Source organism: Bradyrhizobium sp. USDA 4369, from assembly GCF_054056435.1.
In genome coordinates this window covers 2,400,319-2,422,552 of sequence record NZ_JBSRYH010000001.1, presented here as the reverse complement: position 1 = coordinate 2,422,552, position 22,234 = coordinate 2,400,319, and the positions used below count along the sequence as shown (strand labels likewise).

At 63.9% G+C, this 22,234-nt stretch carries 22 protein-coding genes; 13 read left to right on the top strand and 9 right to left on the bottom strand.

Annotated elements, in window-relative coordinates:
• The first annotated feature begins 19 nt into the window (after positions 1 to 19).
• The 5 genes from ACVIJ6_RS11005 (at position 20) to ACVIJ6_RS10985 (ending at position 3,804) form a co-directional block, all read left to right on the top strand.
• The gene (locus tag ACVIJ6_RS11005) at positions 20 to 1,099 is read left to right on the top strand and encodes a sn-glycerol-3-phosphate import ATP-binding protein UgpC (RefSeq protein WP_456772730.1); all 1,080 of its coding nucleotides are present in this window, start codon (positions 20 to 22) and stop codon (positions 1,097 to 1,099) included.
• Between the two features lie 133 nt (positions 1,100 to 1,232).
• Positions 1,233 to 1,658 (top strand): Hsp20 family protein, encoded by a 426-nt coding sequence (locus ACVIJ6_RS11000; protein ID WP_011942638.1) that lies wholly within the window; start codon positions 1,233 to 1,235, stop codon positions 1,656 to 1,658.
• 58 nt (positions 1,659 to 1,716) lie between these two features.
• Positions 1,717 to 1,980, top strand: a complete 264-nt coding sequence (locus tag ACVIJ6_RS10995; RefSeq protein ID WP_011942639.1) for a BQ00720 family protein — start codon at positions 1,717 to 1,719, stop codon at positions 1,978 to 1,980.
• Positions 1,981 to 2,104: 124 nt separating this feature from the next.
• Positions 2,105 to 2,611: a GNAT family N-acetyltransferase gene (locus ACVIJ6_RS10990; protein WP_456772729.1), complete on the top strand. Its 507-nt coding sequence runs from the start codon at positions 2,105 to 2,107 to the stop codon at positions 2,609 to 2,611.
• 176 nt (positions 2,612 to 2,787) lie between these two features.
• Positions 2,788 to 3,804 carry a sulfotransferase domain-containing protein gene (locus tag ACVIJ6_RS10985; protein ID WP_456772728.1) on the top strand — a complete coding sequence of 339 codons (1,017 nt, stop codon included), beginning with the start codon at positions 2,788 to 2,790 and terminating at the stop codon, positions 3,802 to 3,804.
• Here ACVIJ6_RS10985 and ptsN read toward each other — a convergent pair.
• From ptsN to ACVIJ6_RS10950, 7 genes are all read right to left on the bottom strand, one after another.
• Positions 3,745 to 4,206 carry a PTS IIA-like nitrogen regulatory protein PtsN gene (ptsN, locus tag ACVIJ6_RS10980; RefSeq protein WP_456772727.1) on the bottom strand — a complete coding sequence of 154 codons (462 nt, stop codon included), beginning with the start codon at positions 4,204 to 4,206 and terminating at the stop codon, positions 3,745 to 3,747. The genes ACVIJ6_RS10985 and ptsN overlap by 60 nt on opposite strands.
• 325 nt (positions 4,207 to 4,531) lie before the next feature.
• Entirely contained in the window at positions 4,532 to 5,134 is a 603-nt protein-coding gene (gene hpf / locus ACVIJ6_RS10975) for a ribosome hibernation-promoting factor, HPF/YfiA family (RefSeq protein WP_008962741.1), read from the bottom strand.
• A gap of 72 nt (positions 5,135 to 5,206) precedes the next feature.
• Positions 5,207 to 6,844, bottom strand: coding sequence for an RNA polymerase factor sigma-54 (rpoN, locus tag ACVIJ6_RS10970; RefSeq protein WP_456772726.1), 1,638 nt, complete (start codon positions 6,842 to 6,844; stop codon positions 5,207 to 5,209).
• Positions 6,845 to 7,056: 212 nt separating this feature from the next.
• Positions 7,057 to 8,067: an LPS export ABC transporter ATP-binding protein gene (gene lptB, locus ACVIJ6_RS10965; RefSeq protein ID WP_456772725.1), complete on the bottom strand. Its 1,011-nt coding sequence runs from the start codon at positions 8,065 to 8,067 to the stop codon at positions 7,057 to 7,059.
• 158 nt (positions 8,068 to 8,225) lie between these two features.
• Positions 8,226 to 8,903 carry an LptA/OstA family protein gene (locus ACVIJ6_RS10960; RefSeq protein ID WP_456772724.1) on the bottom strand — a complete coding sequence of 226 codons (678 nt, stop codon included), beginning with the start codon at positions 8,901 to 8,903 and terminating at the stop codon, positions 8,226 to 8,228.
• A gap of 4 nt (positions 8,904 to 8,907) precedes the next feature.
• Entirely contained in the window at positions 8,908 to 9,609 is a 702-nt protein-coding gene (lptC, locus tag ACVIJ6_RS10955) for an LPS export ABC transporter periplasmic protein LptC (protein ID WP_456772723.1), read from the bottom strand.
• A 161-nt stretch (positions 9,610 to 9,770) separates the two neighbouring features.
• A complete protein-coding gene (locus tag ACVIJ6_RS10950; RefSeq protein WP_456772722.1) occupies positions 9,771 to 10,385 on the bottom strand; it encodes a ribonuclease D in 615 nt (204 codons plus the stop codon).
• Positions 10,386 to 10,797: 412 nt separating this feature from the next.
• Between ACVIJ6_RS10950 and ACVIJ6_RS10945 the strand changes: the two genes are divergently transcribed.
• From ACVIJ6_RS10945 to ACVIJ6_RS10935, 3 genes are all read left to right on the top strand, one after another.
• Entirely contained in the window at positions 10,798 to 11,232 is a 435-nt protein-coding gene (locus tag ACVIJ6_RS10945; RefSeq protein WP_456772721.1) for a hypothetical protein, read from the top strand.
• Positions 11,219 to 11,452: a hypothetical protein gene (locus ACVIJ6_RS10940; protein ID WP_456772720.1), complete on the top strand. Its 234-nt coding sequence runs from the start codon at positions 11,219 to 11,221 to the stop codon at positions 11,450 to 11,452. The genes ACVIJ6_RS10945 and ACVIJ6_RS10940 overlap by 14 nt, the downstream gene beginning before the upstream one ends.
• A 236-nt stretch (positions 11,453 to 11,688) precedes the next feature.
• Positions 11,689 to 11,943 (top strand): hypothetical protein, encoded by a 255-nt coding sequence (locus tag ACVIJ6_RS10935; protein WP_456772719.1) that lies wholly within the window; start codon positions 11,689 to 11,691, stop codon positions 11,941 to 11,943.
• A gap of 93 nt (positions 11,944 to 12,036) precedes the next feature.
• Here ACVIJ6_RS10935 and ACVIJ6_RS10930 read toward each other — a convergent pair whose 3' ends face one another.
• On the bottom strand, positions 12,037 to 13,170 hold the full coding sequence (locus tag ACVIJ6_RS10930) for a hypothetical protein (protein WP_456772718.1): 1,134 nt from the start codon (positions 13,168 to 13,170) through the stop codon (positions 12,037 to 12,039).
• A gap of 571 nt (positions 13,171 to 13,741) precedes the next feature.
• Here ACVIJ6_RS10930 and ACVIJ6_RS10925 point away from each other — a divergent pair.
• The 4 genes from ACVIJ6_RS10925 to ACVIJ6_RS10910 all read left to right on the top strand — a co-directional run bounded on the left by ACVIJ6_RS10925 (position 13,742) and on the right by ACVIJ6_RS10910 (position 17,191).
• Complete coding sequence (locus ACVIJ6_RS10925; RefSeq protein ID WP_456772717.1) at positions 13,742 to 14,713, top strand: TRAP transporter substrate-binding protein; 972 nt, start codon at positions 13,742 to 13,744, stop codon at positions 14,711 to 14,713.
• 80 nt (positions 14,714 to 14,793) lie between these two features.
• Positions 14,794 to 15,339, top strand: coding sequence for a TRAP transporter small permease (locus ACVIJ6_RS10920; RefSeq protein ID WP_456772716.1), 546 nt, complete (start codon positions 14,794 to 14,796; stop codon positions 15,337 to 15,339).
• The gene (locus ACVIJ6_RS10915) at positions 15,330 to 16,622 is read left to right on the top strand and encodes a TRAP transporter large permease (RefSeq protein WP_456772715.1); all 1,293 of its coding nucleotides are present in this window, start codon (positions 15,330 to 15,332) and stop codon (positions 16,620 to 16,622) included. Before ACVIJ6_RS10920 ends, ACVIJ6_RS10915 begins: the two co-directional genes overlap by 10 nt.
• A 215-nt stretch (positions 16,623 to 16,837) precedes the next feature.
• A complete protein-coding gene (locus ACVIJ6_RS10910; RefSeq protein WP_456772714.1) occupies positions 16,838 to 17,191 on the top strand; it encodes a hypothetical protein in 354 nt (117 codons plus the stop codon).
• Between the two features lie 217 nt (positions 17,192 to 17,408).
• Here the strand turns inward: ACVIJ6_RS10910 and bamA are convergent, their stop codons facing one another.
• A complete protein-coding gene (bamA, locus tag ACVIJ6_RS10905; protein ID WP_456772713.1) occupies positions 17,409 to 19,913 on the bottom strand; it encodes an outer membrane protein assembly factor BamA in 2,505 nt (834 codons plus the stop codon).
• A gap of 1,105 nt (positions 19,914 to 21,018) precedes the next feature.
• Here bamA and ACVIJ6_RS10900 point away from each other — a divergent pair.
• Positions 21,019 to 22,233: an aminotransferase class I/II-fold pyridoxal phosphate-dependent enzyme gene (locus ACVIJ6_RS10900; protein ID WP_456772712.1), complete on the top strand. Its 1,215-nt coding sequence runs from the start codon at positions 21,019 to 21,021 to the stop codon at positions 22,231 to 22,233.
• The last annotated feature ends 1 nt before the right edge of the window (position 22,234 follow it).

Here is a 22,234-nt window from a genome sequence, read left to right as displayed (position 1 = left end):
GCATCACCGGTATCCGCCCATGGCTAACGTCACGCTCCGCAACGTCCGCAAGGTCTATCCCGGCGGGTTCGAGGCCATCAAAGGCATCGATATCGAGGTCGGCGACGGGCAATTCTGCGTGCTGGTTGGTCCGTCGGGCTGCGGCAAATCCACGCTGCTGCGGATGGTCGCGGGGCTCGAGACGATCACCTCGGGAGAGATCGATATCGGCGGCCGCATCGTCAATGCGATCGAGCCGGCCGATCGCGACATCGCGATGGTGTTCCAGAACTACGCGCTCTATCCGCACATGACAGTCTACAACAACATGGCCTATGGCCTGCGCAATCGCGGCGTGCCGGAAGCCGAGATCAGGACCCGCGTCGAGGATGCCGCGCGCATCCTTGAGCTCGGCACGATGCTGGAGCGAAGGCCGCGACAGCTGTCCGGCGGCCAGCGCCAGCGGGTGGCGATGGGCCGCGCCATCGTACGCCAGCCGAAAGTATTCCTGTTCGACGAGCCGCTGTCGAATCTCGACGCCAAGCTGCGCATCGCGATGCGGGTCGAGATCCGCAAGCTGCAGCGCCGTCTCAACACCACGGCGATCTACGTCACGCATGACCAGCTCGAGGCCATGACACTGGCCGACATCCTGGTGGTCATGAATGGCGGTAAGGTCGAGCAGATCGGCAATCCGCTGGAGATCTATCAGCGGCCGGCGACCACGTTCGTGGCGTCCTTCATCGGCGCACCGCCGATGAACCTGATGCCGATCGAGGGCGTGCGCGCGCAGCTGCACGGCGCGGATGCGGTTCCGGCCGAGGCCGGTCAGCTCGGCATTCGGCCGGAGGATTTCGAGCTTGCCGACACGGTTCCACACGGCGGCATCGGCCTCGACCTCAGGGTCGACGCGATTGAGCATGTCGGCGCGGAGACCTATGTTTACGGCGCCCGGCAGGGTTCCGGCAGCCAGGACAGCCTGATCGCGGCCGCCAACGACGTCATCGTGCGGCTACCGGGCACCACGGCGCCGGACATCGGCGCCCGGATTCGCGCCGTCGCGCCGCGCGGCAAGCTGCATCTGTTCTCGGCCGACGGCCGGCAACGGCTGCCGATTTAACCCCTTCCACAGACAGGCCGTTTGCGACTTTGGAGGTGCTTGAACGCGCCTGGCATCATGACCATATTGCTGCTCAAGGGGTGCCGCCAGGGCCCTGAAACATCAAAGTCGCTTCGAGAGGACTTTGTAAACCATGTCTCGTGTTCCTTCGCTCTCCAGTCCGTTCCTGCTGGGCTTCGACGAGATCGAGCGCGTGCTCGACCGCGTGGTCAAAGGTGCCGACGGCTATCCGCCCTACAACATAGAGCGGTTCGAGCGCACCAATGGCCAGCCCGAGCGTCTCCGGATCACGCTGGCGGTGGCGGGCTTCACCCGCGACCAACTCGATGTCACCATTGAGGAAAACCAGCTCGTCATCCGTGGCCGCCAGCAGGACGACAAGTCCCGGCAATACATTCATCGCGGCATCGCCGCGCGCCACTTCCAGCGCACCTTCGTGCTGGCGGAGGGGATGCATGTGCTCGGGGCGGATCTGAAGAACGGGCTGTTGTCGGTCGATCTGGCCAGGCCAGAACCTGAGCGGATCGTTAAGACAATCGCTATCAATGAACACGAATAATGGTGTGATGGAACGAGTAGCGGACTCGACCGCTTGAGTCTCAGAAGGAGTCGAGACCATGAACGAAGTGAATGTTGCGTCTGATTCCCGCGTCTCCCCAGAGGCGCTGGCCACCTTGGGTGAAGGTCACATCGCCTATGTGAAGCAGATCCGCTCCGAAGATGTGCCGGGCCTGTTTCCGCAAGCGCCGCGCATTGCGCCGGGACTGAAGCTGTTCGCCTTGCATGCCGCCGACGGCACGCCGATCATGCTCACCGACAGCCGCGAAGCCGCGATCGCCAATGCGTGGAGCCATGAGCTTCAAGCTGTGAGCGTGCACTAAGCGGGGCGCAGTCCCCGCCGCTGTCGACGGCTTCTTGTGCGACCCGTGCGGCTGATGCACTGATATGAGGGCGGTCCCCTAACCAGGGGACGGCCCTTTTTTATCGCCAGGACGGTCGCAACGCATGAGCTCGTTGATCACCCCGTTGAGCGCGGCGGAGCTGCGGGTCGACGACAACCTCGCGGCCGCCCTGCTTGCGCTGAACAATGCCCACGCGTCTGAACTGTCGTGGCTCGCGCCCGAAGCGCTGCTGCATCTGGTCGAGCAGGCATGGCGCGCCTGGCGGATCGGCGCGGCGGATGCGCTGCTGATCGCGCTGGACCAGGACGCCATCTATGACAGTCCGAACTATCGATGGTTTCGTGCCGGCTATGATCGCTTCGTCTATGTCGATCGCATCGTGGTGGCGCCCTCCGCCCGCGGCCGCGGTCTGGCGCGCTGGCTCTATGACGAACTGATTCGGACGGCGACGGCAGCCGGGCATGACCGCGTCGTGTGTGAGGTCAACCTCGACCCGCCCAATCCGCAATCGGACGCGTTCCACGCCGCATTCGGCTTTCAGCCGTTGGCGACAGCGCGCATCCATGACGGCGCCAAGACGGTGCGTTACATGGCGAGATCGTTGCGCTAACCGGCCATGGACGAAGCCGCTGCTGAAAGGACTTTCGAGAAATTCATTTCCACCGATGTCCGGAGCAGCTGATTTCACAACCAGAAACAATCCGAACGAAGGTGTCCAATCCTTAAGTTGTTCTCGTTGCAGCACGCGGTAGTCCGATGTGTGACGAGCATGTGTAAGGATGGCAAATGCATGGATCACGGCTTGATGCAGGCGTCTTTCACGAGCTTGCACGCGGGACCATACCCAACCGGCACGTCTTTCTGGACAGTCCTCAGCCGGGGCCGAGCCCTTATTACGTCATCTGCAACAGCGTGCCGAAAGCAGGGACGTACCTGCTGGTCGAACTTGTCCGAGCGCTGGGCGGTCATGTCGATGTGGGCTATCACACCTACACGTCATCGATCAGCAAACTGAATCCCGACGGTTCGTTGGACTACGGACGCGCGCTTCCGGCCCCGCTCTGGGCGTCGGCCCTGCGCTCCGGTTATTTCTGCGCCTCGCACACCGAGTACTGTCCGTATCTCGAGCAATATCTTCTGGGCAGACCGGAACACAAGATGCTGTTCATCGTCCGCGACCCCCGCGACATTGTCGTGAGCTGGGTCGACTTCGTCTACCACTCGGCGTCGTACCCGAAGATGCGGAAGTGGAACGCCTATCTGCGGGCGGCCGGATCGGCCGCTCACCCCGATGACGCCTCCCGCATTACGTCGACCCTGCTCTCTTTGCCCCGATCGGGCATCAGGAACTTCATGAGCTGGCTGGACTCGCCGGCCTGCCTGACCGTGAGGTTCGAAGAGCTCTATTCAGAACTCGCGGCCGACGATGCGGCACGGTCATCGTTTCCTGTCCTGCACCGCATCTGCGACTATCTTGGACTGGCGCGCAGGACAGCCGCGGAGCTCGATGTGCTCGGCCGTGGTCTGACGTCGTCAGGGCGCGGCCGGAAGGTCGGCATCTACAAGGAGCGGATGCTGCCGCAGCATTTCGACCTGCTCCGTAGCGAGGCATTCCAGGAGTTGGTCGTCGAATTCGGCTACGAGCCGACGCCGCTGCACACACCCGCGGACGAACGGGTTTGGTGCCGCGCGGAGGCTCGCCAGCAGGCTTTCCCGGTCGTTGCAGGGCGGGGTGATACGACGTCAGGCCGCGGAGGCCGGCGGCAGCGCAAGCACCGAATACAGCGCCTGAGCATCGCGTGAGGCCCGGAGCTTCTTGGCGACATCCTGATCGCGGAGCAGCCGGGCGATACGGGCCAGCGCCTTCAGATGATCGGCCCCCGCCCCTTCCGGCGCCAGCAGCAGAAACACGAGGTCTACCGGCTGGCCATCCATGGCTTCGAAATCGATCGGCCGTTCGAGGCGGGCGAACAGGCCGAACAGCTTGTCCAACTTCGGCAGCTTGCCGTGGGGGATGGCCACACCGTAGCCGACGGCGGTTGTGCCGAGCTTCTCGCGCTGCAGCAGGACTTCGAACACGGCACGCTCGTTCTGCCCGGTCAATGCGGCGGCGCGGGCCGCCAGCTCCTGCAGCGCCTGCTTCTTACTGATGACCTTCAAAGCCGGCACGATCGCCTCGGGTGCGACCAGATCGGTAATCGGCATAGGGCGTTCCGAGGTGATTGAACCGTCAGTGTGCGAAATAGGTCGGGACAGACCGGCGTCAAGAAGCTGAGGCGGCAGGCGGGGTTAACCCCGTGTCCGATGCGAGGCGCTTCTACCCCAACGCAACGGCGGTGCCAACTCCCGCAAGCATGTTCCGGCAGCCTATCCTTAAGATCGCCGGAGCATGGCGGCCTGAAGGCGCGAACGCCCCAGACCGCTCATCGCACCTCTTCATCACCGTGGCGTGACGCCGCGACCTCTTCGGCAAACGTTTGATCAGCAAACGATTTTGCGGTTGCAGCGCCACCCGGCCTCTCCCGTCAAATTACGGTTTCACGGCCGGCGGATCGACCCAGCCAATATTGCCGTCGGCGCGGCGGTAGATGATGTTGACCCGGCCGCTGGAGCCATGCTGGAACACCATGCAGGGCGCGCCGGACAGATCCAGCTCCAGAACCGCTTCGGACACCGACAGCCGCTTCAACGCGGTGGTGTTCTCGGCGATGATGACCGGATTGTAGCCCGTGATCTCCTCATCGCCCTCCGCCGGCGCCTCGATCACATAGCTCGGCGCATCCAGCACGGCGCCGTCGAGACCAGCCAGCGCGGCATTGGCCGCATGCGATTTGCGCGCCGAGCGGTCCTTGAGCCGGCTCTTATAGCGGCGGAGCCGCTTCTCGATCATCAAGAGCGCCTGATCGGCACTGGCATAGGCGTCCGGCGCGTTCGATTCGGCCTCGAGGGTGATCCCCGAATCAAGGTGCAGCGCGCAATCGGTCTTGAAGCCGAAGCCGTCCTTGGAGAGCGTGACGTGGCCGGAATAGTTGCCATCGAAATATTTGCGCAGCACCTCGTCGGTGCGCTCGCTCACGCGGCCGCGCAGCGCTTCGCTGACGCTGATGCTCTTTCCGGAAATCCGCAGGGTCATGTGTCGCCTCGATTCATGTGAACCGAATATGACACTAAGCCTATTTGGTTAAGGCGCAATCTTGCGCAGTGGTCAAACTGACGCGGTATCCCGGGTGCGGTCGGCGCCGGCAGGTCCCGACAGCGCGTGCGCCAGCATGCTCTGCTTGTCCCGGCGGCGCTGCACCGAGGATGGGATCCGCATCGCCTCCCGGTATTTTGCGACCGTGCGGCGCGCAATATCGATGCCGGCCGCGCGCAGCTTCTCGACGATCGTATCGTCGGAAAGGATTGCGGAGGGATCTTCCGCATCGATCAATTGCTTGATGTGGTGGCGCACCGCTTCCGCCGAATGCGCCTCGCCGCCATCGGCCGATGCGATTGAGGCGGTGAAGAAATATTTCAGCTCGAAAGTGCCGCGATTGGTCGCCATGTATTTGTTGGCGGTGACGCGTGACACCGTCGATTCGTGCATCTGGATCGCATCTGCAACGGCTTTGAGGTTCAGGGGCCGCAGATGCGCGACACCATGGGTGAAGAAGCCGTCCTGCTGGCGCACGATTTCGGTCGCCACTTTCAGGATGGTGCGTGCGCGCTGATCGAGCGCGCGCACCAGCCAGGTTGCGTTCTGCAGGCAATCGGTGAAGTAGGACTTGTCGCCGTCCTTCCGGATCGTCTTCGACAGCTCGGAGTAGTAGACCTGATTCACCAGGACGCGCGGCAGCGTGTCGCTGTTGAGCTCGACCAGCCAGCCGCCGTCCGGACCGGGACGCACATAGACATCGGGCACCATGGTCTGGGTGCGGGTCGTGCCGAACTTCAGGCCCGGCTTGGGATCGAGCCTGCGGATCTCGCCGATCATATCGACGAGATCCTCGTCATCGACGCCGCACAATTTGCGCAAGCTCGCAAAGTCGCGCTTGGCGAGGAGATCGAGATGCTCGACGAGAGCCTGCATCGCCGGATCATAGCGGTCGAGCTCGCGCAGCTGGATCGCCAGGCACTCGCTCAAATTGCGCGCGCAGATGCCGGGCGGATCGAACGTCTGCAGCACGCCCAGCACGGCATCGACATCAGCCTGTTCGGCGCCGAGCCGGTCGGCAGCCTGGCCGAGATCGGCCGGCAGATAGCCGGCCTCGTCGACGAGATCGATGAGATATTGACCGATCATGCGATCGGCTGGCGCGGTGAAGGCCACTGCGGCCTGTTCGGCGAGATGGTCCGACAACGTCGTCTCGGCGGCGACAAAGGCTTCGAGATTGTAGTCCTCTTCGCCGGAGGCGCCGCCGCCCCATTCGGTGTAGGTGGTGGGCGCAGCGTCCTGGGCATTGCGCGCCGCCGTCTCCGCCGGCTCCTCGGAGAACACGTTGTCGAGCCCGGTGTCGAGGGTTTGTTCGATCTCCGTACGGGTGCCGAGATCGCGGCTCATCCAGTCTTCCGGTGCGCCGTCGAAGCTCTCCCCGGCGGCGGCGCCGCTATCGCCGAAATCCTCACCGGCGGCTTCGCCGGCATCGGAAAACTCGGCGCGCTCGGACATCTGCTGCTCGCCGGCGACTGGCGCTTCCGGACCGTCATTGGCACGCTCCAGCAACGGATTGCGCTCAAGCTCCTCTTCAACGAATGTGGAGAGGTCGAGATTGGACAGCTGTAGCAGCTTGATCGCCTGCATCAGCTGCGGCGTCATCACCAGCGACTGCGACTGGCGGAATTCTAATCTCTGCGTCAACGCCATGGGAGCAAGAACATTCCCTTACTGGTCCAATTCTTGCTTATCCTAATCTGCGCGCGATGTACACGGCTTGACGAATAAGAAAAACGGAGTATGGCGCGGCCAGAAGACGAGGTTACCGGTCCCCGGGAAGCCTTCAGGAAACAGCGTTAATCGCAGCGTTTCCGTCGCCTGTCACACCCGCGACAATACCGGCACACAGCGCGTCCGTAATCCTACAGCCGGAATTCCTCGCCGAGATAGAGCCTGCGCACGTCGGGATCGGCGACGATCTCCTCGGGGCTACCCTCGGTGAGAATCTGTCCGGCATAGACGATATAGGCGCGGTCGGTGAGGCCGAGCGTCTCGCGGACATTATGGTCGGTGATCAGGACGCCAATGCCGCGATTGGTGAGATGGCGCACCAGCTGCTGGATGTCGCCGACCGCGATCGGATCGATACCGGCGAATGGTTCGTCGAGCAGCATGTAGTTCGGACGCGTCGCCAGCGCGCGCGCGATCTCGACGCGGCGACGCTCGCCGCCGGACAGCGCGATCGACGGCGATTTGCGCAGCCGCGTGATGGTGAACTCCTCGAGCAGCGCATCGAGTTCGCGCTCGCGCTTCTTGCGCGACGGCTCGACCACTTCGAGCACGGCGCGGATGTTCTGCTCGACGGTGAGGCCGCGGAAGATCGAGGCCTCTTGCGGCAGATAGCCAATGCCGAGCCGCGCGCGCTGATACATCGGCAGTCGCGTGACGTCATGGCCGTCGAGCTCGATGGCGCCGCGATCGGCCTTGATCAGGCCGGTGATCATGTAGAACACGGTGGTCTTGCCGGCGCCGTTCGGCCCGAGCAGGCCGACCGCCTCGCCGCGCCGGACGTAGATCGACACGCCACGCACGACCTGACGGCTGCCGAAACTCTTTTCGATCGAATGAACGGCAAGGAATCCGGGACGGCGCAACAGCTGCGGGCCGCCACTGCCATTACTGCGCGGCTTGGCCGACATCGGCTGCGAGGCCGGCCGCTTGCGCTGGATCTGCTCCGTGTTCTGCGGCGAGCGCGGATTGATCCGCGGGGTCGCTTCGTCGCGCACGGAATCCGCCAGCGCCGCGAGCGGATCATCGCTGTAGGAATTGCCAAAGGGATCGTTCATCGCGGTGATGTCGTCGCGCCGACGCGCCGAGCCCTGCGGGCTGCGCTTGGCGGGACGCCGACGAAACATGCCGATTAGATCCACCATCCCTGCTTCGCTTACGCCCTTCGACGCGCCGCTCATCATCGACCGCAGCACTGGTCCGGCCGCACCAGCCTGTCAGGACGAGCAAAGCCCAGCGTTAGATAGAGGCAGCCGCAGCCGGGTTCAACTGCAGCCGGCAATCTTTCGGTAACTATTTGAGGTCACTTCATTTTGGTGTTGCCCAGCGACAGCGGCGCGCCGCTACCGGGAGCAGCACCGCCGGATGATCCGCAACCGCCCGATCCCGACGAGGCCTGCGGCAGCAGCGCCTGGACCCGGCCGCTGTCGGATTCCACCCGCGACACGCCGGTCGTCATGTCGACCATCAGCCGATCACCGCGCAGCACGTTCTTGCACTGGGTCAGCACGACGTTGCCTTGCATCGTGATCTGGTTGGTCTTGGTGTCAAACACCGCGGTCTCGCCGGTGACGACCTGCTCCTTCTGGGTCACGGTCACGCCGCCGCGCGCCTCCAGCCGCCGAATCGACGAGCTCCCGTCCGGCCCGGGCGCCGCCGCCTGCATGGTCTTGGCCGGCTTCGCACCGCCCTGGGCGCCGCCATCATAGAACACGACCAGCGATTTGGAGGTCATGGTGGTGTCGCCCTGCACGACCTTCACATTGCCGGAGAACGTCGCCTCCTTCTTCTTGTCGCGCATTTCCAGCGAGGCCGCCTCGATCTGGATCGGCTGATCACGGTTTTGCGAGAATCCCTGCAGGGCGTTCGGCACCCCGGTGGCTGCCGTCTGCGCCTGCATCGCCCCGGCGCCTGCGACCATCGCCAGCGCAACGAGGCCGGCACCGCGGATCGCGGCGGAAATGAAACGACACGTCGTCATGCGGTCACTTTGCGTTACGGGCCGGACGGCCAGGATCGCTGCTCGCGGTCGCGGCCGGAGCGGCGTTGATGTTGTCGAGGTTCATCACGACATTGCCTTCGAAACGCACCACCTCGCCGTTGTCGGTGATGCGCAGACGGTCCGCCGACAAGGTGCCATTGGTGAGCTTGACGTCGACGCGCTCGTCCGAGCTCACCATACCCTTGGCCATGTCGACGAAAGCGCGGCTGAGACGCGCCTCGTAGCCGCTCGATGTCGTCAGCAGGATGTCCTTTTTCAGATCGAGCTGCTGCTGTTTGGTATCGAACACGCCGGTCTTCGCGTTCAGCGTCACGGTCGACTGATCCTCCATCAGCACCTTGGCGCGGAGGATGTTGAGCTCGACATGATCGGGATCGGTGAGGTCCTGCACGGCACTCTTGGCGACGAGATCATAGGGCCGCTGGTCCGGCGTGAAGCCGGTGAGATGCGGGGTCTCCATCGTGATCTTGCGGCCGGAGATGACGAGATTGCCGGTGAGGTTCTTGGTGTTGATCTCCATGTGGAACGGATTGAACAGCGCAACGCCGATCACCACCGCCATCGCCAGACCCACGGCCGCCGGCACCGCCACGCGCAACACCCGCACGAAGCGGCTGTGGCGCGCCGCCACCGCGAAGCGCGCCTGAAGGCTGGGATCGTAAGCGGGGTTGTGGACCGAGTTCACCGGGACTCCGAAACACACGGGACGCGCGCGAAACAGCGATCATCCTACCATGGGCACCGGGTGCATTGCAGCCCGGAACTGGCGCGAAATCGCGACGCAGCGGTGCTCGGGACCATTAAGAAAGATTAATGCTTATGAACGGATCGGGATCCGGGTGGCGGTCACGAATGCGCGAAGATGTCCTCGGCCTCGAATCCGCCCAGATCGAGCGTTGCCCGATGCGGCAGGAACGCGAAACAGGCCTGCGCCAGGGCCAATCGGCCCTCGCGGGCCAACATCACGTCGAGCTTCTCGCGCAAAGCGTGCAAATGCAGCACATCCGACGCGGCATAGGCGAGCTGCGGTTCGCTCAGATGATCGGCGCCCCAATCGCTCGACTGCTGCTGCTTCGAGAGATCGACATTGAGCAGCTCGCGCACGAGATCCTTCAGGCCGTGACGGTCGGTATAGGTGCGCGCCAGCCGCGAGGCGATCTTGGTGCAATAGACCGGCTGCGGCATGACGCCGAACGTATGGAACAGCGTCGCGACGTCGAACCGCGCGAAGTGGAAGATTTTTGTGATGGCGGGATTGGCGAGCAGCGCCTTGAGGTTCGGCGCGTCGGTGTGCCCCTTCGGGATCTGCACCACATCGGCCGAGCCGTCGCCGGGCGACAACTGCACCACGCAGAGCCGGTCGCGGTGCGGATTGAGCCCCATGGTTTCGGTGTCGATCGCAACCGACGACGTGTAGCGGGACAGATCAGGCAGGTCGCCACGATGCAGGCGGACGGTCATGGGGTTCAGAATCCTGGTCGATTTTGATTCGGCGGCGAAAGCAGCGCGGGAGGCGAGCGCCGGCGCATTACGCCCGAATTGGTAACGATTCGGCAAATGGACAACCAGCGTCACGTCGAGAAAGCAACGGCTCGAGGCTCCAGAATGGCTTGGATTTTCGGCTGTCCGGTATGATGTTGTGTACCGGCGGGCGGTACGGTTTTCAAGCCGAATGAATTCGAGGCCGTTTCGCATGACGCCACAGCCTGCGGCAGAGACCACCATCAGAGACTTGTCCGCGCTGCAGCGGGCCAGCTTTCCGGCCGAGCCCGCGCCCACGACGTTCTGCCGCGGCGCCGGCCAGCCCTCCGACGACATCCGGGATGAGCTTGCCCTGCGGTTGCCGCGGCAACAGCGACGCGCGTGACCGCGCATGGCCGACTTGCCCCACTTCCTGAATCTCGATCTGGTCCTGAAATCTGCGAGCGACTTCGCTCCGCTGATCGCGCATCTCGATCAGAGCGTCTATCTGCTGCATCATCAGCAGCACGAGAATGAGTTTCTGCTGGTGCTGGAGACCGACGCAACGGAGGCGCTCGACCCGATCACATGCAAGCAACGCTTCCTGACCTTGATCGAGTCGTTACCGGACAGGGCAACCGATCTTTGGAACGGCTGCACGTCGCGCACCTTCTCCTACGGCTTCGAGGGCGGCCGCGATTTTTCTGCACTCGACATCACGATGCCCGCCGACCTGCTGCTCCGGATCGCCAGCCTCGGCGCGGACATCGGCATCACCGTCTACCCTCATAGGGCCGACGACGCGAATGGTCCGGCTGGTAAGGAAGCACCAGATGCGCTACCCTGACGGTCAGCTTGCAAGACTCGGCGATGAGGTCGGCGTCGCCGGCATGACCGGCAAGGTCGTCTGCTCGATCGACACTGGCGAATACTCCGACGCCTATCCGGAACAGGCTTGGGCCTATCTGCAAGAAGGCGTCATGATCGACTGGGACAGGCAGGGACTCACGCACCATGTGGAGCCTGAGATCGGCATGATGCTGATTCGGCGGCACCGACCGGCCTGATCAGGATGGCGTGATGAACTTTCTGCCCCGCGACGACGCCGATGCGCTGACGGAAAGGCTTCGCCGCGAGATCGCTGAACGCCCCCGTCCGAAGTCAATTCTGTATTACAGCAGCGGCGGCCGCGACTATCTGCCGGCAGCGAATGCCATCGCACAATCGGCTGGGAGCTTTGCCGAGGTGACGGTGCTATTTCTGTTCAGCCTGAGCGGCGACGGCTGCAGTGCGCACGAGGCCCATGACGAGCGATGGCGCCGCTACCGGCGTTGGCGCGCCGGGCCACCGCCTCGACGCAGGCGAGGTCGTGCCGCTGTCGGAGTTGATCGCGTTTGCGCTGGAGCTCGGCTGGGATGCCCTGGTCGCAGCGAAGCCGGGACGCCAGATTCTCGTACTGTCGCATGACGATCGGATAGAGATCTACCGCGGCTTCGCCGGCCGCGCGCTGGTCCGACAGTTGATCGCGCTGGGCGACTGGCAGCGCGTCGACAGATGATCAATTTGCACCGAAGTCTCGGTCTACCTCACCGAAGCCGATCGAGCTCGAATCATCATTGACGCTTCAAGTCGCCGACACGCCAGAACGCCATCACTTCACGCAGGAGCGCGAGATGATGCCGATCTTGCGGCGGTCGCCGGCCAGGTCGAATTCCAGGCCCATTGCGGTTTCGGACTCGACCTTGCCGATTCCGTCATAGTCGATCTCGATCCGCTTGGCCGCCTGCAGATCCGCCATGGTCGCGCCGACGATCTGCGCCGAGGCCTGCGGGCCGAGCGGACCGGCCTCGAGCGCGACCAGCTTGAACGGGAAACTGCGCTTGCCGGACTCGCTGACCAGAAACACCGAGCGCCCCTCCATGATGCTGCGCATGGTCGGCTCGAACGTCCTGAGATCGATGTTCCAGTTCGGGATCATCGCCACATGGACGGTCGAGGCATCGCCGCGGCAATACAGGCGAAGACGGAAGCTGACAAAAGTCGAGCGGTTGATGATTTCGACATAGGAGCCGGCGGCACCGAACGGCTCGATCGTCATCGGGCTAGAATACTTGTCAGTGACCTCGATGCCGAGATCCGTGATCTCCTGCTGCTTCAGCCAGCGGATCTCGCGCCACGGTGTCCCCGCGGCGGCCAAAGCGAGCAGCTTCGGACTGGCGTCCATGCGCAGGACGTAGTTGATCAGCGTGCCCATCAGCGCCTGGTCGGCAGCGCGGTCGAGGGCGCTTGCGGTCTTCGCCTGCGGGTCCTTGATCGCCTCGGGATCGTGAAATTGTTGCACGCCGAGTTCGCCCTCCTTGGCGGCGCGCCGGACGCCGCCGAGGAACGCCCAGACGCAGGCCGACGCGCAATGGCCCGGATCCTGGCCGCCGTCGATGGTGTTGATGAAGCCGTCCTCGGCATCGAGCCGGCCGGTCGTCTTGCCCACCGAGCTGTGCAGGTTCTGCTCGCGAATCATCTCGCCGAGCTTGAGCGCAGCCTTGAGGTCACCGCCGGGCGAATTGAACACGATGTCATACGCCGTCTTGCCCTTGGCGAGAAACCGCCGAAACACCTCCGGCGTGTCGCGCTGGATCGTTCCTTCGGCCGCGATCCATGAGCAGCCGTTGCAATTGCCGGTATCGCCGGCGCGGAAGAATTGCATCGGCTTCGACGCGTCGTAGCTGAACACCTCCTCGGCCACCCCCACCTGCGGAACCAGCGCGACGATCGTGCCAAGCAGCATGAGGGTCGGGCCACATCGCAGCGGAGAGCGACGAGGGCGGTCCGGAGCGGGCGCATCGGGCATGATCGAGGACATCGGGCAGTGTCCGTGACGTCGGACGAATGACGGCTGCGAGTTTCATCCGCTGCGGCAACGCCGAATGTGTCCGGGGAGACGGTGCGAGGGGCGGCGAGCAACAGAGGTCGGACCGGGCGCATCGGCAATCTCACACCGACACGTCCTGCCGGCACGATGCTACCGCCGAAGCCATCTCAGATCAACAAGCAATAGGGTTTGCACGGGCAGCACATGGCCTGACCGCCGACTCCAGGGTGTCGTTGGTGGGGCCCAGGTCCATGTCCGCCACAACTCCTGATTGCTGCGTCGAATAGCGCCACCGCGCTCCGTCGATCGATGCAAGTCGTGCATTGATCGATGCCGCATTTGGCTTGGACAGAGATTGCCACTCGCCCTAGGGACCATATTGGTGCTTGACTTCATTGGTGCTTGACTTCGCATGTGAGGCGAAGCGGCCCAAGGCGGCCCGCAGCATCGGCCAACAACGACATAATCAACCCAGGAGGAAGCCAAGATGAAGGCACTGACAGGTATCATCGCAGCCGCCGTGCTGGCGGTTTCGGCACCGCTGGCGACCGCGCGCGATTTCCGCTCCGCCGACGTGCACCCCGCCGACTATCCGACCGTCGAAGCCGTGAAGTTCATGGGCAAGCAGCTCGCCGCGGCAAGCGGCGGCAAGCTCGGCGTCAAGGTGTTTCCGAACGGTGCCCTCGGCTCCGAGAAGGACACGATCGAGCAGCTCAAGATCGGCGCGCTCGACATGATGCGGATCAACTCGTCGCCGCTGAACAATTTCGTACCCGAGACCGTCGCGCTGTGCCTGCCCTTCGTGTTCCGCGACACGCAGCATATGCGCAACGTCCTGGACGGACCGATCGGCGACGAGATCCTCGCCGCCATGGAGCCCGCGGGCCTGATCGGCCTCGCTTATTATGACAGCGGCGCGCGCTCGATCTACACCGTCAAGGCGCCGATCAAGTCGCTCGCCGACGTCAAGGGCCTGAAGATCCGCGTCCAGCAATCCGACCTCTGGGTCGGCATGATCCAGAGCCTCGGCGCCAACCCGACGCCGATGCCCTATGGCGAGGTCTACACCGCCCTCAAGACCGGCCTCGTCGACGCCGCCGAGAACAACTGGCCCTCCTACGAATCCTCGCGTCACTTCGAGGCCGCCAAGTTCTACAACGTCACCGAGCACTCGCTGGCGCCGGAAGTCCTCGTGATGTCCAAGAAGGTCTGGGACACGCTGAGCAAGGAAGATCAGGCCCTGGTCCGCAAGGCGGCCAAGGAGTCGGTGCCGGTGATGCGCAAGCTCTGGGACGAGCGCGAGCAGGTGTCCCGCAAGGCCGTCGAAGCCGCCGGCGTCCAGGTCGTGACGATCCCCAACAAGCAGGAATTCGTCGACGCGATGAAGCCGGTGTACCAGAAGTTCGCCGGCGACGAGAAGCTCGCGAGCCTCGTCAAGCGTATCCAGGACACCAAGTAACAACAACCAAGCCAGACAACAGTGACCGGTCCGGCGTCGCCGCGCGGCGGCACCGGACTCGGGCACGGGAGGGGGAGGGAATGACAGACCCACATGTCGCAAGCCACGAGCTCCAGGACGGACGCCCATCGACCGGCCTGCTGTCGCGGATCAATGCCGTCATCGCACGCCTGGGCATGTATCTGTCCGTCACCGGCCTGCTCGTCATCGTCACCATCGTGTTCTACCAGGTGTTCGGACGCTACGTGCTCAACTCCAGCCCGACCTGGACCGAGAACCTGGCCCTGGTCCTGATCCTCTATGTTACCCTGATCGGCGCCGCCGTCGGCGTTCGCGACGCCGGACATATCGGTATGGACAGTCTCCTGGTGATGCTGCCCGACCGGACGCGCGAGAAGATCGAGCTCGTCATCCACGTGCTGGTCGCGCTGTTCGGCATCGCGATGGCCTATAATGGCTGGATCCTCGGCGCCTCGGTCGGCACGGTGAAGATCCCCAATCTCGGCCTGCCCGAAGTCGTCCGCTATGTCCCGCTGGTCGCCTCCGGCCTCCTGATCGTCCTGTTTTCAATCGAGCACATCATCGCTCTCTTGCGCGGTGAAGAGGTCGTCCCGTCATGGAACTGATCATTCTCGGCGTCACCTTCTTCGGCTTCCTGGTCCTCGGCGTCCCTGTCGCCTTCGCCATCGGCCTCTCGGCGATCTGCACCATCCTCTATGAAGGCCTGCCGGTTGCGGTGATCTTCCAGCAGATGATGTCGGGGATGAACATCTTCTCGTTCCTCGCCATCCCGTTCTTCGTCTTCAGCGGTGAGCTGATGCTGCATGGCGGCGTCGCCGACAAGATCGTGCAGTTGGCCAAGAACCTCGTCGGTCACATCCGCGGCGGGCTCGGCATGTCGAACGTCGTCGCCTGCACGCTGTTCGGCGGCGTCTCCGGCTCTCCCGTGGCCGACGTGTCGGCGATGGGCGCGGTGATGATCCCGATGATGAAGAAGGAAGGGTTCGACACCGACTACGCCGTCAACGTCACCACCCACGCCTCGCTGGTCGGCGCGCTGATGCCGACCAGTCACAACATGATCATCTATGCGCTCGCCGCTGGCGGCAAGGTGTCGATCGGCGCGCTGATCGCCGCGGGCCTCCTGCCGGCGCTGGTGCTGATGGTCTGCATGCTGGTGGCGGCCTATGCGGTGGCCGTGAAGCGCGGCTATCCCGCGGGCAAGTTTCCCGGCTGGGCTGAGGTATTCCGCTCGTTCGCGGCCGCGCTGCCTGGCCTTCTGATCGTCGGCATCATCCTGGCGGGCATCCTGTCCGGCGTGTTCACGGCCACCGAATCCGCGGCCGTCGCGGTCACCTACACGATCGTGCTGACGTTCTTCATCTACCGCACCATGACGCTGCAGAACTTCCTGCGGGCCGCCGCCAAGGCGGTCAAGACCACCGGCGTGGTGCTGCTCCTGATCGGCGTCTCGACGATGTTCCAGTACCTGATGGGACTCTACGAGGTGGCCGATTTCGCTGGCGACCTGATGAGCAAGGTCTCGACGCAGCCCTGGATGATCTTCCTGCTGATCAACATCATCCTGTTCCTGCTCGGCACGTTCATGGACATGGCGGCCACCATCCTGATCTGCACGCCGATCTTTTTGCCGATCGCGATGAAGGCCGGCATGGACCCGGTGCAGTTCGGCATGCTGATGCTGATCAACTGTGCGCTGGGCCTCAACACCCCGCCGGTCGGCACCACGCAGTTCGTCGGCTGCGCCATCGGCGGCATCTCGGTCGGCGCGGTCATGCGCACCATCCTGCCGTTCTACGCCGCCCTGATCGCGGCCCTGATGTTCGTGACCTACGTCCCCGCCTTCTCCCTGTGGCTGCCGCGCCTGCTGATGGGCTACAAAGGATAGTCGGGGCGCGTTCGCCGGCCTTGGTCGCGAGCCTTGGTCGCGAGCCTTGGCCGGCGAATGCTCCTGCGCTTTGGCTGGGACGAAACGGCTGAGTTCGCTGAAGCCAGCAGCGGTCCGGTACGATGCTGGCGCTGTTGTGGAGCTGGTGGGCGGTGTTTCAGCGGTCTGGGACATCAGCGCCAACTCCCAAGCCAATTCGGCGACCGCAGCTTTCCATGAACGTCACCCCGAACGGTCCTCATCGAGTGATGATCCGGCCGGACATCGACAAACAGCTCGCCTTTGGTCTCCAGGCGGCTCATCAACGTGGATCGACAGTCGCGCTGGCCATCCTCGCACCGGACGCTGAGCAGCAAGGACCGGTGACCGTCGCCGTCTCGCGACTCATGGCCCAGAGAATCGGGCACAACGATCTATCGTCTGCCTTCAGCAATGAAGGACAGCAGCGGTCATCCGCGACGCTCGCATGCGCTCAGAGAGCTGATCGGGCGGAGAGCTCCGGATGTACGAGCACAGGCCGCTGGAAGTCGGAAGAGGGCATGAATCTCTCGCAGGATCTCAGGCCATGAGATTCGCGACCGTCATGGCTCCGTCGCCTCGCTCTTCGCAATGAGGGCTGGTGCCGGTGTGCTCTCAGCCGACCGCATAAAGCCCGAGGGTACGATGTCTGCCGATTATGCGGATCCACCTCTGCCTTTGTGAGAGTGATCCCGGGCTCGTGCTGTGCACCACTGGGATGACAACGAAGATCTTGGACGAGCCGGGCTCAAGTGGCCGGGCCCCGCCTCAGAACGACGTGCCGCCGCCGAACCTGAACTCCTGGACGACGTCGTATTTGCCCTTAGACAGCGGGACCGCGTAGTCGAAGCGCAGCGGGCCAAACGGGGAGGCCCAGATCAGGCCGACGCCGACCGAGGAGCGGACGACCTTGCTGTCGTCATACTGCATCGCGCATTTGCAGGCGGCGGTGTTGACCTCGCCGGTGGCGGCCCAGGAGGTCGGGCCCTGATAGCCCCACAGCGAACCGGCATCGGCATACACCGAGCCCTTCAGGCCGACTTCCTTGGGCAGGAACCAGAACGGCATCTGCAGCTCGGCCGATGCGCCCCAATATTTGGTGCCGCCGAGCGCATCGCCAGTCGCGCCCAGGCTGCGATAGGTGATGTCGCGCGGCCCGATGCCGTTGGAAGCGAAGCCGCGGACCAGCGTCGGACCCATCTGGTAATGGTCGAGCATGCGCAGGTCCTTGTCGCCGATCTTGTTCAGGACGCCGCCCTGCAGATGGATCACGCTGACGATGTCGGAGACCAACGGCGTGAAATATTTCGCGTCCACGGCCGACTTCAGGTAGCTGACATTGCCGCCGATGCCGGCAAAATCCTGGCGCCAGTCGATCAGGAGACCGTCGGTCGGGTTCTTGGTGTTGTCGAGCGTGTTGTAGGTCAGCGTGTAGCCGAGCGCCGAGGTCAGCGCCGCGCCGTCATTCAGCTCCTTGCGCACCGCCAGGCTCGATTCGCCGTCGCCGTAGCAGCCATAGCCATAGACGCCCGAACTGGTCGAATTGGTCGGGTCGACGCCGCCGAGCACGCTCTGGACGTAGGCCGGAGTCGGATTGAAGGCGAGCAGGCCGTTGGCGGAGTTGTTGTTACAGTTCGCGAGATAGGACGGCAGCGTGATCTCCTGCCGATACAACGAATAGCGCAGCTGCAGCGACGTGTCCTCGCGCAGCTGGAAGCCGAGCCGCGGGCTGAAGCCGACCGTCCTCGTGCCGTAGCTGGTGTAGCTGTTGGCGAGTTGCTGGCGGTAGGAAACATCAAGGCCGAGCGCGACGCGGTAATCCAGCAGATAGGGCTCCACAAAGGACAGCGCCACGCCGCGGGTATATTGGCCATAGCTCACGGAGGCCTTGGCATAGAGGCCGCGGCCGAGAAAGTTGCGCTCGGAGATCGACACCTCGGCGAGCGCGCCGTCGGTGGTCGAATAGCCGCCGGAAATCGAGAAGTCGCCGGTCGACTTCTCCTCCAGGCCGACCACCAGGATCACGCGGTCGCTTGAGGAGCCGGGCTCGGTGGTGATCTTCACGTCCTTGAAGAAGTCGAGGTTCTTCAACCGCCGCTCGGCCCGATCGACCAGAGCGCGGTTGTAGGCGTCGCCCTCCGAAATGTCGAACTCGCGCCGGATCACATAATCACGGGTGCGCGTGTTGCCGCGGATGGTGATGCGCTCGATATAGGTGCGCGGTCCTTCATCGACCTGGAACACGATCGCGACGGTGTGGGCTTCGAGGTTGCGGTCGCCACGCGGCCGGACCACGGCAAAGGCGAAGCCGCGGCGGGAGGCCTCGATCTGCATTTCCTCGACCGACTTTTCGAGCTGCTCGACATTATAGAGAGCGCCGACATTGACGCGCGAATAGGTGCGCAGCGCATTGGCGTCCAGGGCAGCGATGGTCGATTGGAAGTCGACCGAGCCGACGCGATATTGCTGGCCTTCGTCGATCTTGAAAGTGACCAGGAATCCCTTCTGCTCGGGATCATATTCGGTCAGGGCCGCAACGACCTGAACGTCGGCATAGCCGTTCTTGAGATAGAAGCGGCGGATGAGGTCACGATCGGCCTCGACCCGGTCGGGGTCGTAGACGTCGTTGTTGCCGAGGAAGCTGAGCCAGTTGGATTCGTGGGTCTTGATCACGTCGCGCAGGCGGGCAGCCGAATAGGCGTTGTTGCCGACGAAGGTGATCGACTTCACCCCGGTCTTCACGCCCTCCACCACCGTGAACACGAGGTCGACGCGGTTATTGGGCTGCTCGATGAGCTCAGGCGTGACGCGCACGTCATAGCGACCCGAACGACGGTAGATCTCGGCGATGCGTTGCGCGTCCGACTGCACCATGGGACGCGACAGCGTGCCGCGCGGCTTCGACTGCACCTCGGCCTGGAGCTGCTCGTCCTTGACCTTCTTGTTGCCTTCGAAGGCGACGCGGCCGATCACCGGGTTCTCGACCACGCGCACGATCAGCCGGCCGCCCTGGCGCTCGATCTTCACGTCGGCGAACAATCCGGTCTCGACCAGCGCCTTGAGGCCGTCGTCGATCTGGCCCGCGTCCAGCGCACCAGACGGTCCTGGCTTGAAGTAGGAGCGGATCGTATCGGCTTCGACACGCCGGTTGCCCTCGACCGTGATCGAGGTGGCAGAGGCAGCAGGCGCGGCCGTCACCATCCGGGGCAACGTCGTCACGGGCAGGGCCAGCAGCATCAGGGCAAGCACGCCCGGCAGTCTCAGACGCATCATCGACGCTCTTTCGAAAAGTCAGAGTCCTCGGCGCGCCGCAAGGCACGGCTCGCCCATGGGAATCGGTGATGCCCGTCAATGATGGTCGAGATGCGCCGATCTCGTTTCGCGAAATGTCGATTGATGCGCGATGTGGCTGAGTGTTTCCGATCGGAAATGATCGACGACGCGCGGTGCGCCAAAGTCGATCAGCATGTAGTTATGTGCCGCCTGCACCTTGCGACCGGGAAGCCACAACCGGCGCGGACATCTCCGTTAAGCAATTGGCCGGCCTCCGCCGCATTCTGCGCGTTCCGACATCAAATTCTACAAATCTTCGAACACCGGCAATACGCCGGAAAAACGACCGTGCTAATCGAGGACCATCCGAACTAAGCCCCCAAGTAGTTCGGCCAAGGCCCGGTGCGTACAGATTCCCAGACTTATTCCGGCGCACCGGGCCGCCCATTTCTCCCTGAGTGCTTTCTCCCTGAACAGGCAAAATGGATCGGCGACGGACGGTCCGCGGACGAGCCGCTCGTCGAACCGTGCGTGGCTCACGCTGCAGCTGAGATCGCTCGGCACGGTGAAGGCTGCGGCGTGACGGCGACAGGGAATCGAGCCCGCTCGGATCGCATGACATCCAAGTGCGGGAGTCCGAGCTGCCGGAGGAGTTCGGCGTCAGCGACCGCAATGGTGCCCGCCGGCCGCCGCGCGGCAACCTTCTAAGCCGTTCGCGTGTGACGAGCAGCGCGATCTCCGACGTCCGTTCGAGGCGCCCGTCGTGGCGGCATCGTTTGGGTGAGGAGCGCCGCGTCTCGAAACATGAGGCCCCCGGCGGGGCGAAACATCTGCGACCGCCTGCTTCCTGCCCCGGGGACTCGTGCGTGAGCGACACGAGGTTGCGGAGCGCCCGCCCGCCAAAGGTTCCCGGGCCTGTCGCGAATCACCACAATGTCCGCCGCTGTTGCGAAATTGCCTCTGGATCGGGCCCCGAAAAACGATCAAAACGGACGACAGCGCCGATGGTTAATCGCGTCTTAACCTCGCCCCACCTATGGTGACCACAAAGGCACCGGTTCATGGGCGATCGGCGGCTTCCACTGGTTTGGCGCGCGTTTTACGTATGGCAATGACCGCTTCATCCCCCGCGCCCGCTGGCGCCAGCCATTCGGAGAGCGAACGCTCGCCGTTTGCGCGGCTGAACGAGCTGCTCGCACCTTATTCTCCGGGCAAGCCGATGATTACGCTCGCGGTTGGCGAGCCGCAGCATCCTGTTCCCGGCTTTGTCGGGCCGGTGCTGGCGCAGCACATCGCCGATTTCGGCCGCTACCCGGCGGCCAAGGGCATCGAACCGTTTCGCAAGGCCGCCGCGGGCTGGCTGGCGCGCCGATTCGCGCTGCCGCGCGCGATCGATCCGGAGCACGAGATCCTGGTTCTGAACGGCAGCCGCGAGGGCCTTTTCTTCGCCGCCCATGCCACGCTTCGCCATGTCGGCCCGCGCCGTGGCAAGCCTGCCATCCTGATGCCGAACCCGTTCTATCCGGTGTACGGCGTCGGCGCCCGTACCGCCGGCTGTGACTCCATCTATCTGCCGACGACGCGCGACAACGGCTTCCTGCCTGACCTCGATGCGATCGACGAGGCGACCCTGGCGCGCACCGTCGCGTTCTACATCGCGACGCCTGCCAATCCGCAAGGATCGGTGGCGAGTGCAGACTATATGCGGAAACTGGTCCAGCTCGCCAATCGCTGGGGCTTCCTGATCTTCAGCGACGAGTGCTATTCGGAAATCTATACGAGGCAGGCGCCGGGCAGCATGCTCGAGCACGCCGGACCCGACTATCAGAACGTCGTCGCCTTCCAATCGCTGTCGAAGCGCTCCAACGTGCCGGGCATGCGCATCGGCTTCGCCGCCGGCGACCGCCGTTTCCTCGCCGCCTTCCATGAGCTGCGCAACGTCGCCGCGCCGCAGGTGCCGGTGCCGCTGCAGCACGTCGCGGTCGCCGCCTATGGCGACGAGGCGCATGTCGAGGAGAACCGGCGGCTGTACCGCGCCAAGTTCGATCTCGCCGACCAGATCATCGGCAACCGCTACGGCTATCAACGGCCCGATGGCGGCTTCTGCGTCTGGCTCGACGTCACGGAGCGCGGCGGCGACGAGGACGTCACCGTGAGACTGTATCGTGACGCCGGAGTGCGCGTGGTGCCCGGCAGCTATCTGGCACGACCGCAGGCCGACGGCTTCAATCCGGGGCTCGGCTATATCCGGCTGGCGCTGGTGGCCGACGCCTCGTCAACCGGTGAGGCACTGCACCGGCTGGTCGAGGTCCTCAGGTAGA